Raw genomic sequence first — 13868 nt, 5'->3', positions numbered from 1 at the left:
GCACCCCGCGCACGGCGTGGCGGTGCGCGATGTACTCGGCCTCGCCGCCGCCCTGGGAGTGCCCGGCCAGCACCAGGCGATTCCAGCGCACCTCGGACCCGCGCAGGTAGCGCTGCCACCGGCCGGCGGGGTCGTGCGCGCACAGGTAGGCGAGCGCGTCGTCGAGCCTGTCGACGATCGCGCCGCCAGGGGCCACGCGGCTGAAGCGCGTCGGGTGACTGCCGTCGAAGCGGTTCGCGAGCATGTCGCCGTAGCAGGCCAGGTCTGCCTCGCAGCTGTGCGCGAGCGACGGCCCGATGTTGTGGTAGTCGAGGCCGAGCACGCTGAAGCCCGCACCGTGCGCCGTGTCGAGGAAACGCGTATAGCTGCGCGGCACGGCGCCGGTCGCGGGCAGGAACACGAGCAAGGGAGCGTTCCCGGGCGACGACTCCGCGAGGTTGAGCGCGTCGGGCCGCAGCGCGTGGTCGGCCGGCGACGAGAGCCGGAAGGCGATCGGCCCTGCCGCCTCTGCCACGTGCCCCGGCCAGGCGAGCATGCCGAGTGTCGCAGCGCAGACGGCTGCGGCGAGCGCGAGGACCAGCCAGATGCGGTGACGCGGGAGGGACACGAGCGGATGCTACGTGTCGCGATCTACGAGAAACGAATGAATCCGCCGACCGGAAGCCAACGGAACGGACACGATTCGATTACAGGCCTGCTCGGCTTTCAGCGCCTGCACGGGTGTCGTTCACCGGCGGTTCGCCTCGAAGTGGTCGGATAGAGACGTGAACACCCGTACAGCGGAGTACCCGCGACCGGACCACTTCCTGCTGCACCTCTCCGACACCCACCTGCTGGGGCGCGACAACGGCGTCGCCGGAAAGCTCTACGACCGGGTCGACAGCGCCGCGCACCTCGCCGAGCTGTTCGCCGAGCTCGAGGCGAGCCGCGGTCGCCCAGAGGCGATCGTCTTCACGGGCGATCTCGCCGACAAGGGCGAGGCGGATGCCTACGAGCTGCTGCGTTCGATCGTCGAGCCGGCGGCCGCGCGCATCGGCGCCCAGGTCATCTGGGCGATGGGCAACCACGACGACCGCGGCGCGTTCCGCGAGCACCTGCTCGGCGAGGTTCCCACGCCCCGGCCGGTCGACCGCGTCTACGACGTCAACGGGCTGCGCGTCATCACCCTCGACACGAGCGTTCCCGGCGAGCACTGGGGCGCGCTCACCTCGGCCCAGCTCGACTGGCTTGCGGAAGAGCTCTCGGAGCCCGCGCCGCACGGCACGATTCTCGCCATGCACCACCCGCCGGTCCCCGCCGTGCTCGACCTCGCCGTCACCGTCGAGCTGCGCGACCAGAGCGCTCTGGCCGAGGTCGTCGAGGGCACCGACATCCGCGCCATCCTCGCCGGCCACCTGCACTACTCGTCAAGCGCGACGTTCGCGGGGATCCCCGTCTCCGTGGCATCCGCCACCTGCTACACGCAGGATCTCAACGTGCCCGTGCGGGGCGAGACGCGCGGCACGAGCCCGCGCGACGGCGCCCAGGCGTTCAACCTCGTGCACGTCTACCCCGGAACGGTGCTGCACTCGGTCGTTCCCCTCGGGCAGTACGCGTCGCTCGACTACGTGAGCCCCGAGATCGCGGCCGCCCGGCTCGCCGACGCCGGCATCCGCATCGCCGACCGCGTCAACGCGTGGGTCACGCCCGAGGAGCCGATGCTGGCTCCGCAGGAGGAGCCGGCGCTCGAGAACTAGCCACGGGCCGCTCCCACGGCGCGGGAATCGGGAAGTACCGCTCGAGGAACTCCGTCACCGCCTCGGTGCGCTCTTCGACGGAGAGCTCGGGGTTGCTGCCGTCGTTGAGGCAGAACATGTCCTGATCGCGGCGGCGCAGCAGCCGGTCGAGCTGGTTCAGCGAGCGCCGCAGCGTGGTCTCGACGTAGGTCACCTTGGCCTGTCGCTGCTCGACGGCTCGCCCCGTGATGAGCGCGTAGTAGTGGTACAGCGAGTTGGTGACGGAGATATCGCTCGCGCTGCGGAAGCGGCTCGCCGCCGTGCGGCGGAACTCCTCGGGGAACTCGGCCTCGAGCTCCTTGGCGATGCTAACCCGCAGCGGCGCGGCGCAGTGCTCGAGATGCCGCGTCGTCGTGCGCCCGAAGCGCTCGCGCAGCAGGCGCCGGTTCACCCGCGCCGCGTTCTCGTGCCCGCTGCGGGCGGGATCGTTGTCGCCCAGGCCGATGCGGGTCGTCGCCTCGACGAACTTCGACACACCGCCCGGCGAGAAGAACATCGAGGGCTGCACGGGGCGCCCGAAGAACATGTCGTCGTTGGAGTAGAGGAAGTGCTCGGCGAGGCCGGGAATGCGGTGCAGCTGCGCCTCGACGGCGTGCGAGTTGTGCGTCGGGAGCACCGAAGGATCGGCGAAGAACTCCTCGCTGCGCACGATCGTCACCTTGGGGTGCTCGGCGAGCCACGCCGGCGCCGGCGAGTCGGTCGCGATGAAGATGCGGCGGATCCACGGCGCGAACAGGTGCACGCTGCGTAGCGCGTACTTCAGCTCGTCGATCTGCCGATAGCGCGCCTCGGAGTCGTCGCCCTCGCCGACGACGTAGCTCGCCATGCGCGCGGCGCGCGCCCGCTGGAACTCGGCGGACGAGCCGTCGACCCACGAGAAGACGAGGTCGATCGGGAAGTCGACATCACTGACCGTCGGCTCGAACATGCCCTGCAGGGTGGGCCAGGTCTGCCCGAACAGCTCGACCTCGTCTGCAACCGCCTCTGACCGCTTGATGCGCGTGCGGGTCAGCAGGTTGGGAACAGGGGCGATGATCTCTTCGTCACCGAACCGCCACAGCTCGAGCTGGAACGCGTCCTTGTGGCCGTAGCGCAGCCGCCCGACGGGCTCGATGCGCGGGCGGTAGAGCCGGAACACCTCGGCCTTGTGGCGCTCGGAGAGCACCCCGTCGGCCAGCAGCAGCGGCCGCCCGTCGTCCTTGCGCACCGTCGCACCGTCGACGCGCATCGTCTTGGCATAGAACGGCTCGTCGCGGAACGCCTCGGCGAGCACTGCGACGAGCCTCTTGCGCGCGGCACGGTCGACGGCGATCACGAGGCGGCCGGCTTCGTCGCGCACGAGCAGATAGGCGATATCGGATGCCGCGAGCACGGCTCTGACGGCGAGCAGGTCGCTCACCATGGACTCGTACGGCGTCAGGTCGGTGTTCAGCAGGGAGTAGAGCCCGCCGCGCAGCACGATGTCGGCGCGGTCTTGCAGGCCCGCCCCCCGCGCCACCGGGGAATCGGGATCCCGTGGAATGGCGTGGAGCATGCAACCACTGTAAGTACTTCCGGGTTGGAAGACTGGGGGCATGGCCTCATCACGCGGAGTCGCGCACCTTTCGCGCGAACTGGTGAACAAACTCGTCGGCATCGTGACGGACCCCGCGCTGCCCGCCCAGCGGAAGCTCGACCAGGCCGCCGCCACCCTCGACCGCGTCGTCCGCGATGCTGAGTCGCCTGCGGCATCCGCCCGTCACACGCTCGTGAGCGCACTCGACGACGCGATCAGCACCGCGAGCGAGTTGGTGCGGGGCGGCGCCGGTCGGCCTGACGTCGAGGCGCGGGTGCGCGCGAAGCTTGTCGAGGCGCTGCGCGAGGTGCCCGGGGTTTCGGTCGAGCGGGGACGTTAGCAGTCGCGCCGAAAGACTAGAAGGGCGCTTCGTCGGGGATCGGTGGTCGCGGGCGTCTCGAGCGCGGCGGTGGGTCGAGACTGCGATCCCAATAGCGCCTGCCACCCGGGGAGGACCACACTTCGGTGGTGCCGGCCGCGGTCTGGCGGGTCTCGACGGCCCAGCGGGTGGCGTGCTTCACGGCGTGGTCTTTCGGGCACCGCGGCGTCAGGTTGTCGGCGCTCGTCTCGCCGCCCATGGCGAAGTCGATGCGGTGGTCGAGGTCGCAGTCCTCGCCACCGCGCGTGCAGCCGGGGGTTGCGCAGATCTCATCGCGGGCGAGCACGAAGCGCCTGAGGTCGGCGCTCGGCACGTACTTCTTCCGCCCGACTCCCAGCACCGCCCCGTCGACCGGATCGGTGAAGATGCGGGTGAGCGTCGGGGAGGCGCCGACGAGCTCGCGGGCGCGGGCGGCGGAGATCGGCACGACGCCGTTGATGGAGGCGGGCTTGACCTCTTCCGGGCAGTGCGCGAGGTTCGAGAGCGGCACGTAGACGTTCACGTGCGGCCGCGCCTCGTTCGGCTCGCCCTTTCCGATCAGGACGTCGGCCGTGACGTCGGCCCGCTTCTGGTCTGCGGTGCGCCGCTCGGCGTCGGGCAGATTCGCGTCATCGAGCGTTCTCGCCAGTGCGTCGACCCGGGCCTTCGCCAAGAGTGCCTGGTCGGCGTGCAGATAGGCGGTGAAGTAGGCCATGCCGGTGCCCTCTTCGATGTCGACCCAGACGCGGCGCGCGGCGGCCGCCTCGGCATGGACCACATCGAGCGGCCTCTCGCCCAGCCGCTCGGCCAGGCGCGCGGCCTTCCGACCGAGCTGCTTGATGTTGACGATCCTGCCGGCCTCGGCCATCACCCGGTCGAAGTACAGCTGCACCTCTTCGTCGATGGGCAGCTTTCGGAAGTGCTTCAGGATCACCCGCGTCTTCTGATGCGTGATCTCGCCCGCACGGAACGCGGCCCAGGTCGCCGGCAGCAGATTGGCCAGCATGCGGCCCTCGTCGAGCAAGGTGCGCACCTGGTCTTCGCTCATCGCGAGCTCGAGCGACAGGCCCAGCACGGCCGAGCGGGCGGCATAATCGGCGTCGGTCGGCCGGGGGTCCCCGGGAACCAGCTCGATCTCGGGATGCGCGACCGCGTTGTCGACGGTGCGCACGACGGTCTCGATCAACCCCGCCTCGGCGCGCGCCTGCGCGGCCTGCAGCTCGTGCGCCTGGTCGAGCAGCCGCTCGCGCGCCAGTTCGGCTGCGCTCGCGCCGCCATCGGAGGCGCCGATCTCGGTGGGGTGGTTCATGCGTGCAGTCAACCAGGGACCACTGACATTGGAGGCCGACCATTCGCGACTGCGCATGAAGGGGTGGATAACCTTCCGGCGCGCACGTCCTCAGGGCGTGAAACGCGCCCGTCACGCTCGCTCTGCCACAATCGGCGCATGCGCGTCATCACCGCCGAAACGCCCGAGCCGTATCTCAAGACAAACGAGCGCCCGCGGCGCACCGTGCGCGTCGCGCTCGTGCAGCACCGCTGGCTCGAGGATGCCGACGAGCTGCGCGCCCAACTCGCGGAAGGGATCGCGGCGGCGGCCGCGTCCGGCACTCAGGCCGTGTTCCTGCCCGAGCTCACGCTCTCGAAGTACCCGGCGGATGTCCGCGCCACGGGAACCCCGAAGGAGGGCGCCGAGTCGCTCACGACCGGCCCCACGTTCGCCTTTGCCGCCGAGCAGGCGAGGAAGCACGGCATCGTGGTGCACGCGAGCCTCTACGAGCGCCCGGCCGACGACGACGAACCCGACGACCCTCGCGGCTACAACACGGCGATCCTGGTGAGCCCCGACGGCGAGCTCGTCGGCCGCACCCGCAAGACGCACATCCCGGTGACCGCGGGCTACTACGAGGACACCTACTTCCGCCCCGGCCCGGCAGAAGACGCCTACCCCGTCTACGGCGTGACGCAGCTCGGCGGCGCGAAGCTCGGCCTGCCCACCTGCTGGGACGAGTGGTTCCCCGAGGTCAGCCGCAGCTACGGCCTCGCCGGCGCCGACATCCTCGCGTACCCCACGGCGATCGGCTCCGAGCCCGACTTCCCCAACTTCGACACCGCTCCCCCGTGGCAGAAGGTGATCGTCGCGAACGGCATCACGAGCGGGCTCTACATGGTCGTGCCGAACCGCTGGGGCGACGAGGGCGCGCTGACGTTCTACGGCACGAGCTTCATCTCCGACCCGTTCGGCCGCGTGCTCGTCGAGGCGCCGCGCGACGAGTCGGTCGTGCTCGTCGCCGACCTCGATCTCACCAGCCGCGCCGAGTGGCTCGAGCTGTTCCCCTTCTTCACGACGCGGCGGCCCGACACCTATGCGGGGCTCGCATGACGGCGGCCCCGAGCCTCAGCTGGCCCGCCGAGACCGCACCGCACGATCGCCTCTGGCTCGCCTTCCCGACCGGCGGCTACACGCTGGGCGACACCGCGGCCGACGCGCACGAGGCTCGGCAGATGTGGGCGGATGTCGCGGCAGCCGCGGCCGACTTCGAACCGGTCACGGTCGTGGTCGACCCGAGCCAGGTCGAGGTGGCGGCCCGGTACCTGCGCGACGACATCGAGACCGTCGTCGCACCACTCGACGACGCGTGGATGCGTGACATCGGCCCGACCTGGGTGCGCGACGGCAGCGGCGGCCTCACCGCCGTCGACTGGATCTTCAACGGCTGGGGCGCCCCGGCCTGGGCGACGTGGGGCAAGGACGCGCTCATCGCTCAGACGGTCGCGGCGACCGCGGGAACACCTGTCGTGAGCTCCCTTCTCGTCAACGAGGGCGGGGCGATCCACACCGACGGTGAGGGCACGGTGCTCGTGACCGAGACGGTCCAGCTCGATCAGGGCAGGAATCCGCACGCCACCCGGGAACGCGTCGAAGCCGAGCTCGCGCGCACGCTGGGCGCGCGCAAGGTGATCTGGCTGCCGCGCGGGCTCACGCGCGACTACGAGGAATTCGGCACGCGCGGCCACGTCGACATGGTCGCGACCCTGCCGAGCCCGGGCACGCTGCTGCTGCACGTGCAGCGGAACGACGCGCACCCCGATTTCGAGGTGACGCGCGAGCTGCGCGCGTTCTTCGAGGGGCAGACGGATGCCTCAGGCCGGCGCTTCGACATCGTCGAGCTGCCCGCGCCCGACGCCCTGACCGACGACGAGGGCCCCGTCGACTACAACTACGTCAATCACGTCGTGGTGAACGGCGGCGTGATCGCCTGCGCCTTCGGCGACAGGGTCGCCGACGAGCGTGCGGCGGGCATCCTCGCCGACGCGTACCCCGGCCGCCGCGTCGTCTCGCTCGACGCCAGGCCGCTGTTCGCGCGCGGCGGGGGCATCCACTGCATCACGCAGCAGCAGCCGGCCGCGTCACCAGCCTGATTCGCGCAGTGCGCCCAGTGCCATGCCGCGCGGGTCGTAGGGGTACCGCACGCCCTGGATCTCGCGGTGCGTCTGATGGCCGGGGCCGAACCAGAGCAGCGCGTCGTCAGGCCCGAGCATCGCGACCGCGGCCTTGATGGCCTCTTCCGGCGGGAAGATCTCGCGGATGTCGCCGTCGGGCCGCGCCTCGCGCGCGCCTTTGAGAAGCCCCGCGCGGATCACCGCCGCATCCTCCCACCGGGGGTGGTGGTCGGTGACGATGGTCGCGTCGCTGTTGAGCGCGGCGGCAGCGCCCATCGCGGGGCGCTTCGTGGTGTCGCGCGAGCCGTCGGCGCCGATCATGGTGATCAGGCGGCCCTTGGTGACCTTGCGCACCTCTTGCGTGGTGCGCTCGAAGCCGTCGGGCGTGTGGCCGAAGTCGAGGTAGACGACCGGACCGCGCCCGGTCGTGACGACCTCGGTGCGACCGGGAAGCACGGTCTGGATGCCGCCGTCGCGCTCGAGCACCGCGACGATGTCGTCCCAGGCGTAGCCCGCCTCGAGCAGCATCACGATCGCGATGCCGGTGTTCGCGACCATGTGCGCGCCGATGACCGGCGTGACGCTCGTGAGCTCGCGCGTGCCGTCGGCCGAGCGCAGCGTGAACTGGGTGTGCACGTCGGCGGTGCTCTCGCCCGCCGTCACGATCCAGTCGGCGGTGGCCGCGAGGTCCTGGTCGAGCGCGATCTGCGGCGTCGCGATGGTGGTGACGGGCACGCCGTCGGCGCGTGCGGTGTCGACGACGGTCTTGCCTGCCGGGGTGTCGAGCGAGACGACCGCGCGCTTCGCGCGGTCGGCGCGGAACATGGGGAGCTTGCCTTCCAGGTACTCGTCCATGTCCTTGAAGTCGTCCATGTGGTCGTACTGCAGGTTGGTGAAGCCGGCCACGTCGAACTTGAACCCGTCGACGCGGTGGCGCACGATGCCCTGCACGCTGACCTCGAGCGCGAAGGTCTCGACGCCGCGCTCGACCATGAGCGCGAGCAGCGCGTGCAGCTCGCTCGACTCGGGCGTGGTGAGGCGCGCGGTGATGGACTCCCCCGCGATGTGTCGCTGCGCCGACGACGACATTCCCGACACGACGCCGAGCTGGGTGAGCAGCGCGTCCTGCAGGTGCACGGTCGAGGTCTTCCCGTTGGTGCCCGTGACGCCGAGGATCTTGAGCGGCGAGTCGGCCGTGCCGTAGACCCACGCCGAGTAGTCGGCGAGGTGGCCGCGCGGGTCGTCGGTCACGAGCACCGGCACGGTGAGGCCCGCGTCGCGCACGAGCCCCAGCCCGTCGGCATCCGTCACGATCGCGACCGCGCCCTTCTCGACGGCCTCGGGCGCGAAGGACGCGCCGTGTGCGCGCACGCCGTGGATGCCGACGAAGATCTCGCCGCTGCGCAGATCGGCCGTGGCGAGCGTGATGCCCGTGGCCGACACGCCCTCGAGCGAGCCGTCGACCTCGAGGCCGAAGTGCCGGGCGAACTCCGCGAGCGGCCGGGGCGTCGGGTGCTCTGGGCGAAGGACGGGAGGAACGCTCTGCATCCTGTAACTCTATCGGCGCGGCTACTTGCCGCCCTCAGCATCGGCCGCACGCTGCAAGGCGTCCTGCAGGCGAGACTGCGCGTCGCCGTACGCCGTCCAGTCGCCGTTCTTCAGGGCGTCCTGCGCGTCGTCGTAGGCGCTCTGCGCGTCGGCGATCGCCTGCTTCAGCTCGGCGCTGTCACCGGCCGACTGGGTCGGCTTCGGGGTCGAGCTGGGCGTCGACGTGGGCGGGGTCGTGGGACTCGTGCCGTTGCCGGAGCCGTCGGACGACGCGGCAGGCGGGGTGGTCGGAGTCGTGTCCTTGTCGCCGGCCGGCGCGCCCGAGTTCCCGCCGAAGAGCTCGTCGAGCGCGGCATCCAGCGTCGGCTGCATGACGACCTTGGAGCCGAACGAGACGATGACCTCCTGAAGCAGCGGGTAGCTCGTCGAGCCGGTCGACTTCACGTAGACGGGCTCGACGTAGAGCATGCCGCCGCCCACCGGGATCGTGAGCAGGTTGCCGTAGTCGACCGTCGTCGCCGTCGTGCTGCGCAGCAGGCTCAGCTGCTTCGCGATATCGGGGTCGGACTCGGCCGTCGCGAACACCTGGCCGGGGCCCCAGACGTTGTCGTTGGAGATCCTCAGCAGGGTGAGCTTGCCGTAGTCCTTCGACGGTTTCCCCTTCGCGCTGCCCGCGTCGGAGTCGACCGCGAGGTAGCCCTTGAGGATGTTCCTGCTGGTGCTCTGGCTCGAGGCCGGGATGTACGTCGAGTACAGCGTGTACGCGGCGGACTTCTCACCGGGAAGCTTCATCGTCAGGTAGTACGGCGGCTGGACCGTGCTGGTGTCCTTCGAGGGGTCTGACGGCGTCTTCCACACGTCCTCGTTGGAGAAGAACGCCCCCGCGTCGGTGACGTGATACGAGGCGAGGATCTGGCGCTGCACCTTGAACAGGTCCTCGGGGTAGCGCACGTGGCTCATCAGCTGGGCGCTCATGTCGGAGACCGGCTTGACGTTGAGCGGCAGGATCTTCTGCCACGTCTTCAGCACCGGGTCGCTGGCATCCCAGGCATACAGCGTGACCTTGCCCGTGTATGCGTCGACCGTCGCCTTCACCGAGTTGCGGATGTAGTTGACGTCGTCCATCGCGAACGGCTGGCGCTCGGTGTCGGAGTCGGCGATCGCGCCAGAGAGCGACTGCCGCATCGAGTACGGGTACTGATCGCTCGTCGTGTAGCCGTCGATGATCCACTCGATGTGCCCGTCGACGACCGAGGGGTACGGGTTCGAGTCGAGGGTCAGGAACGGCGCGACCTCTTTCACGCGCTTGGCCGGGTCGCGGTTGTAGAGGATCTGCGAGTCGGAGTTCACCTGGTCGGAGAGCACGATCTGCTCGTCCTGGAACTTGAGCGCGTAGAGCAGGCGCACGAAGACGTTCGACAGCTTCGGCCCGCCGTCGCCCGTGTAGGTGTTGTAGGTCGCCTGCTTCCCGTTCTTGCCGGCGGGGTAGTCGAGCTCGACCGGCTTGCCGCCCTTCGGCGCGCCGACGATCGAGTACGCCGGGGAGTCCTGGCCGAAGTAGACGCGCGGCTGGTAGTCGCCGAGCTTCGTCGAGGTCGGGATGCCGGATTCGATGAACTGCGGTGCCCCGTCGTCCTGCCGCTCGTTGCCGGCGGCCGCGACGAGCCCGTAGCCGTGCGTGTACACGAAGGTGTCGTTGAACCAGTTCTGCGTCGACGAGCCGAGGCCCTTCTGGTCGAGCTCGCGCACCGAGACCACTGTGTCCTGCGACTTCCCGTCGATCGTGTAGCGGTCGACGTCGAGGTCGGGCTGGAACGAGTAGTACTGGCGGAACTGCTGCAGCTGGCTGAACGCCGGGCTCACGACCGTCGGGTCGAGCAGGCGGATGCTGGCCGTCGTGTCGGCGTCCTCGCGCAGCGCGCCCGCCGGCGTGTCGGAGGTCGCGTCATAGGACTGCACGTTGATGTCGGAGACCCCGTAGGCATCCCTCGTGGCATCGATCGCCTTCGAGACGTATGCCGTCTCTTTCGGCTTCTCGCTGGGGTCGACGGTGAACTTCTGAACGCCCCACGGGTACAGCGTGCCGATCACGATGGCGCTCACGATCAGCAGGCCGAGCCCGACCATCGGGTAGCGCCAGCGGCCCGTCACCGCGGTGAGCACGAACACGAGGCCGACGATCACGGCGATGCCGGCGAGGATCGTGCGGGCGGGGATCGTGGCGTGCACGTCGGTGTAGGCGGCCCCCGTGATCGAGTCCTTCACGTTCGAGTTCGTCAGCGTGTCGAAGCGGGCGAGCCAGATGCTCAGCGCCTGGACGCCCATGTAGACCGCGCCGATCACGGCGATCTGCACCCGGGCCGAGCGCGAGATGCGGACCTCGCGGCCGCTGACGCGGATCGAGCCGTAGAGGTAGGCGGTCGCGATCGTCGCGAGGAAGGCGATGATCAGCACCGCCAGCGAGAAGCTCACGACCGAGTGATAGAAGGGCAGCCGGAAGATGTAGAACGAGTCGTCGATGTGGAACTGGGGGTCACTCGACCCGAACGGCGTCGAGTGCAGCCACTGCGCCGCCACCTGCCAGCGGCTCGCGCTCGCGATGCCGGCGAACAGGCCGAAGACGATCGGCACGCCCCACATGGCGAGGCGGCGAAGGGGCTCGACGACCTGCTGATAGCGGTCGAGCTGGGTATTGAGCCGCGCATAGACGGGCCGCAGCCGGTAGGCCAGCTGGATGGACAGCCACAGCGGGAAGCCCATGCCGAGGAACCCGACCGCGAACATGCCGAGCCCCCACCACCACTGCGTGGTCAGGACGCCGAGGTAGCCGAGCTGCTGGAACCACAGCACGTCGGTGAACAGGCTCGCGAAGATGAAGAACGCGATGACGAGCACGACGATGGCGCCGATGGTGATCCACACGGCGGCGCGCCTGCGACGGTCGACCGGTGGCCGAGAGGGACCAGCAGCGGGACCGGAGGCAGCGGCGGAGCTCACCCTTTAAGCCTAGCTGTGGCAGCTTGCGAGCTTGCTGGTGTCGCCGTGGTCAGAGACGGTTTTCAGCACGTTCAGGGAGTCCGACAAGGTCTTCACCGCATAGACGTGCAGTCCGTCGGGGACGTGGCCGACCACCTCGTCGCAGTTCGACTGCGGCGCGAGGAACACCGTCGCCCCCGCCGCGCGCGCGCCGAACATCTTCTGGCGGATGCCCCCGATCGCCCCGACGTTGCCCGCCGCGTCGATCGTGCCGGTGCCCGCGACGCGCTTGCCGCCGTTCAGGTAGCCGGGCGTCAGCTTGTCGATGATCCCGAGCGCGAACATCTGCCCGGCGCTCGGGCCGCCAATGTCGGCGAGCTGGAAGTCGACCGTGACCGGCAGCGTGCCGTACTGCTGGCCGCCGACGACGCCGAGGATCCAGGCGCCGTTCGACTTCTTCGGCGTGATGTCGACGTCCTGCGTCGTGCCGTCGCGCTCGATCGTGACGGTGACGGCGCCGCCGTGGTCGGCCTGCACCGCATCCCGCAGGTCCTGCACGGTCTGGACCTTCGCGCCGTCGACGGCGGTGATGCGGTCATTCGCCTTGAGGTGCCCGTCGGCGGGCGAGCCCTTCTCGACGCTCACGACCACGACGTGCTGCTCGACGTCGTAGCCGAGGGCGACGAGGGCCGCCGCCGTGGCATCCTGCTGCGAGGTCGACATCAGCTGCGCGTTCTGCTTGTTGGCCTGGTCCGCCGTCTGGCCGCGGGGGAACTCGGCCTCGACCGGCACGACCGACTTCGAGCGCTGGAACCACGCGGTGACGACCTGGAACCAGTTCGGCAGCTGCTGCGGGTTGCCCACGACGTTGACGGTGAGCAGGTCGAGCGAGCCGCTCGTCGGGTAGGTCTTCCGGTCGCGGATCGACAGCACGGGCTTCGCATCGTCCCGCTTCGGCTGGCCGACCGCGGTGTCGACGCCGAGCGTGTTGAAGACGGGGCCCGGCTGCTCGATGACGTACGGGCTGGGCGCGAAGCCGAGGATCAGGATCGCGGCGACGGATGCCACGAGCAGCAGATAGCCGACGCGCTTCGCCCGGGGCATCCGCTCGCCCTCCCGTTCGCGCACAGCGTTCTCGGGCTCCTCGGAGTACAAGGTCATCGTGATTCTTTCCGGGCTAGCGTGGAATTCTGCTTGCGCAGGCCGTCTGATCGTACCTGCGCGCCCTATCAGTGGAGGATGCACCGACATGTCGGACGACGACGACAAGTCTCCCGAGGACGCCCTGCGCGACATGCTGCGCGACATGCTCGCGGGCAACGCCGAGCTCGACCCGCAGAAGCTCGCGGGCGCGGCGGGTCTGCCGAGCGACCCGGCGAGCATCCAGCAGCTCATCGTGCAGCTGCAGGGCGCTCTGCGGGGCAACCCCGACGGCTCGATCAACTGGGACCTCGCCCTGCAGCAGGGGCGGCAGCTGGCGCAGTCCGGCACCGTCGAGACGCCGCCCGGGCAGACCTCGGCGCTCGAGCAGGCCTTCCACGTCGCCGAGCTCTGGCTCGACGAGGCGACGAGCGTCGGCGCGCTCACCCAGACGCCCACCCTGCTGTCGCGCGGCGAATGGGTGAAGCGCACCATGCCGCTGTGGACGCAGCTCGCCGAGCCGGTCGCGAACTCCATCGCGGATTCGCTCACGAAGGTCATGCGCGAGCAGGCGCCCGAGGAGCTGCAGGGCATGCTGGCCAACGCCGGCCAGATGGTCCGCGCCGTGGGGGGCACGCTGTTCGCGATGCAGCTCGGCCAGGTGGTCGGGCAGCTCTCGACCGAGGTCGTCTCGGGCGGCGACATCGGCATCCCGCTGCTCGAGGACGGGCAGGCGGCCCTGCTGCCGCAGAACGTGCGCGCCTTCGGCGAGGGCCTCGACATCCCCGACGACCAGGTCTCCCTCTATCTCGCGGTGCGCGAGCTCGCCCACGCGCGGCTGTTCCGGCACGCGAAGTGGCTGCGGCTGCAGGTCATCACGGCGATCACCGAGTTCGCGCGCGGCATCCGCATCGACACCGAGCGCCTCGAAGACGTCGCGTCGTCCTTCGACCCCGCGAACCCCGAGGAGCTGCGCGACGTGCTCGCCTCCGGTGCGCTGATCCCGCCGAAGACCGACGCTCAGGAAGCCGCGCTCGCCCGCCTCGAGACGCAGCTCGCGCTCATCGAGGGC

11 protein-coding genes are annotated in these 13868 nt (G+C 70.0%); 5 read left to right on the top strand and 6 right to left on the bottom strand.

Features of this window, described 5'->3' with window-relative positions; translation table 11 throughout:
• Positions 1 to 607 (bottom strand): BPSS1187 family protein (locus tag ACM2XV_RS06945; RefSeq protein WP_487026405.1); only part of this gene is annotated, 607 nt, incomplete at its 3' end.
• A gap of 157 nt (positions 608 to 764) precedes the next feature.
• Here ACM2XV_RS06945 and ACM2XV_RS06940 point away from each other — a divergent pair.
• Entirely contained in the window at positions 765 to 1736 is a 972-nt protein-coding gene (locus tag ACM2XV_RS06940) for a phosphodiesterase (RefSeq protein WP_487026404.1), read from the top strand.
• Here ACM2XV_RS06940 and ACM2XV_RS06935 read toward each other — a convergent pair.
• Positions 1681 to 3309, bottom strand: a complete 1629-nt coding sequence (locus ACM2XV_RS06935; protein WP_487026403.1) for a stealth family protein — start codon at positions 3307 to 3309, stop codon at positions 1681 to 1683. The two genes, ACM2XV_RS06940 and ACM2XV_RS06935, sit on opposite strands and share 56 nt — an antisense overlap.
• 40 nt (positions 3310 to 3349) lie before the next feature.
• Here ACM2XV_RS06935 and ACM2XV_RS06930 point away from each other — a divergent pair, with 40 nt between their 5' ends.
• Positions 3350 to 3670: a hypothetical protein gene (locus ACM2XV_RS06930; RefSeq protein ID WP_487026402.1), complete on the top strand. Its 321-nt coding sequence runs from the start codon at positions 3350 to 3352 to the stop codon at positions 3668 to 3670.
• A 16-nt stretch (positions 3671 to 3686) separates the two neighbouring features.
• Here the strand turns inward: ACM2XV_RS06930 and ACM2XV_RS06925 are convergent, their stop codons facing one another.
• On the bottom strand, positions 3687 to 4997 hold the full coding sequence (locus tag ACM2XV_RS06925; protein ID WP_487026401.1) for an HNH endonuclease signature motif containing protein: 1311 nt from the start codon (positions 4995 to 4997) through the stop codon (positions 3687 to 3689).
• A 138-nt stretch (positions 4998 to 5135) separates the two neighbouring features.
• Between ACM2XV_RS06925 and ACM2XV_RS06920 the strand changes: the two genes are divergently transcribed.
• The gene (locus tag ACM2XV_RS06920) at positions 5136 to 6071 is read left to right on the top strand and encodes a nitrilase-related carbon-nitrogen hydrolase (protein WP_487026400.1); all 936 of its coding nucleotides are present in this window, start codon (positions 5136 to 5138) and stop codon (positions 6069 to 6071) included.
• Entirely contained in the window at positions 6068 to 7111 is a 1044-nt protein-coding gene (locus ACM2XV_RS06915; protein WP_487026399.1) for an agmatine deiminase family protein, read from the top strand. The genes ACM2XV_RS06920 and ACM2XV_RS06915 overlap by 4 nt, the downstream gene beginning before the upstream one ends.
• On the opposite strand, the gene ACM2XV_RS06910 is transcribed toward ACM2XV_RS06915, so the two are convergent.
• The 3 genes from ACM2XV_RS06910 to ACM2XV_RS06900 all read right to left on the bottom strand — a co-directional run bounded on the left by ACM2XV_RS06910 (position 7100) and on the right by ACM2XV_RS06900 (position 12817).
• Positions 7100 to 8680: a Mur ligase family protein gene (locus ACM2XV_RS06910; RefSeq protein WP_487026398.1), complete on the bottom strand. Its 1581-nt coding sequence runs from the start codon at positions 8678 to 8680 to the stop codon at positions 7100 to 7102. The genes ACM2XV_RS06915 and ACM2XV_RS06910 overlap by 12 nt on opposite strands.
• Positions 8681 to 8701: 21 nt before the next feature.
• Positions 8702 to 11602, bottom strand: a complete 2901-nt coding sequence (locus ACM2XV_RS06905) for a UPF0182 family membrane protein (protein ID WP_487026397.1) — start codon at positions 11600 to 11602, stop codon at positions 8702 to 8704.
• Between the two features lie 84 nt (positions 11603 to 11686).
• Complete coding sequence (locus ACM2XV_RS06900; RefSeq protein WP_487026396.1) at positions 11687 to 12817, bottom strand: YlbL family protein; 1131 nt, start codon at positions 12815 to 12817, stop codon at positions 11687 to 11689.
• Positions 12818 to 12905: 88 nt separating this feature from the next.
• Between ACM2XV_RS06900 and ACM2XV_RS06895 the strand changes: the two genes are divergently transcribed.
• Positions 12906 to 13868: zinc-dependent metalloprotease (locus ACM2XV_RS06895; RefSeq protein WP_487026395.1), on the top strand; the 963-nt coding region annotated here is incomplete at its 3' end.

The organism is Gryllotalpicola sp. CP2-P1 (assembly GCF_057512245.1).
This window is presented reverse-complemented; position numbering and strand designations above follow the sequence as displayed.

Coding starts and splice junctions, on each gene's coding strand:
- ACM2XV_RS06935 (WP_487026403.1), bottom strand. CDS start 3,309: ATGCTCCACGCCATTCCACGGGATCCCGATTCCCCGGTGGCGCGGGGG.
- ACM2XV_RS06925 (WP_487026401.1), bottom strand. CDS start 4,997: ATGAACCACCCCACCGAGATCGGCGCCTCCGATGGCGGCGCGAGCGCA.
- ACM2XV_RS06930 (WP_487026402.1), top strand. CDS start 3,350: ATGGCCTCATCACGCGGAGTCGCGCACCTTTCGCGCGAACTGGTGAAC.
- ACM2XV_RS06920 (WP_487026400.1), top strand. CDS start 5,136: ATGCGCGTCATCACCGCCGAAACGCCCGAGCCGTATCTCAAGACAAAC.
- ACM2XV_RS06910 (WP_487026398.1), bottom strand. CDS start 8,680: ATGCAGAGCGTTCCTCCCGTCCTTCGCCCAGAGCACCCGACGCCCCGG.
- ACM2XV_RS06900 (WP_487026396.1), bottom strand. CDS start 12,817: ATGACCTTGTACTCCGAGGAGCCCGAGAACGCTGTGCGCGAACGGGAG.
- ACM2XV_RS06915 (WP_487026399.1), top strand. CDS start 6,068: ATGACGGCGGCCCCGAGCCTCAGCTGGCCCGCCGAGACCGCACCGCAC.